General features: G+C 40.6%; 1 pseudogene. It reads left to right on the forward strand.

Annotation, left to right across the window (positions count from 1 at the left end):
• Positions 1–124: 124 nt before the first annotated feature.
• Positions 125–249, forward strand: a pseudogene (locus H5125_RS21985) (IS982 family transposase); the annotation flags it as partial.

A 249-nucleotide genomic window follows, 5' to 3' on the forward strand; every position in this document is an offset into this window, starting at 1 on the left:
CAGCCAACGAATGCATTCATACCTTGACTACCAAAGTCCCAATGAATTTGAGCGTATGGATAAGCAGATAAAAGAAGTCGCTTAACGAACTTAACTAGGGTGACCGAATTCAGTTGACCAGGTCACAAGACATCGAAGCGTGCATGGTTTTATGTTGAATATGATAGGCGGATTGATTGCCTATCAACTGAAAGAAACTAAGCCACAACTCAATATTACGAATGCTGAGTTTGGCGCTATTGTTGTTAT

It is taken from the genome of Shewanella sp. SR44-4 (assembly GCF_014163715.1).
In the GTDB taxonomy this organism is placed as follows: Bacteria; Pseudomonadota; Gammaproteobacteria; order Enterobacterales; family Shewanellaceae; genus Shewanella.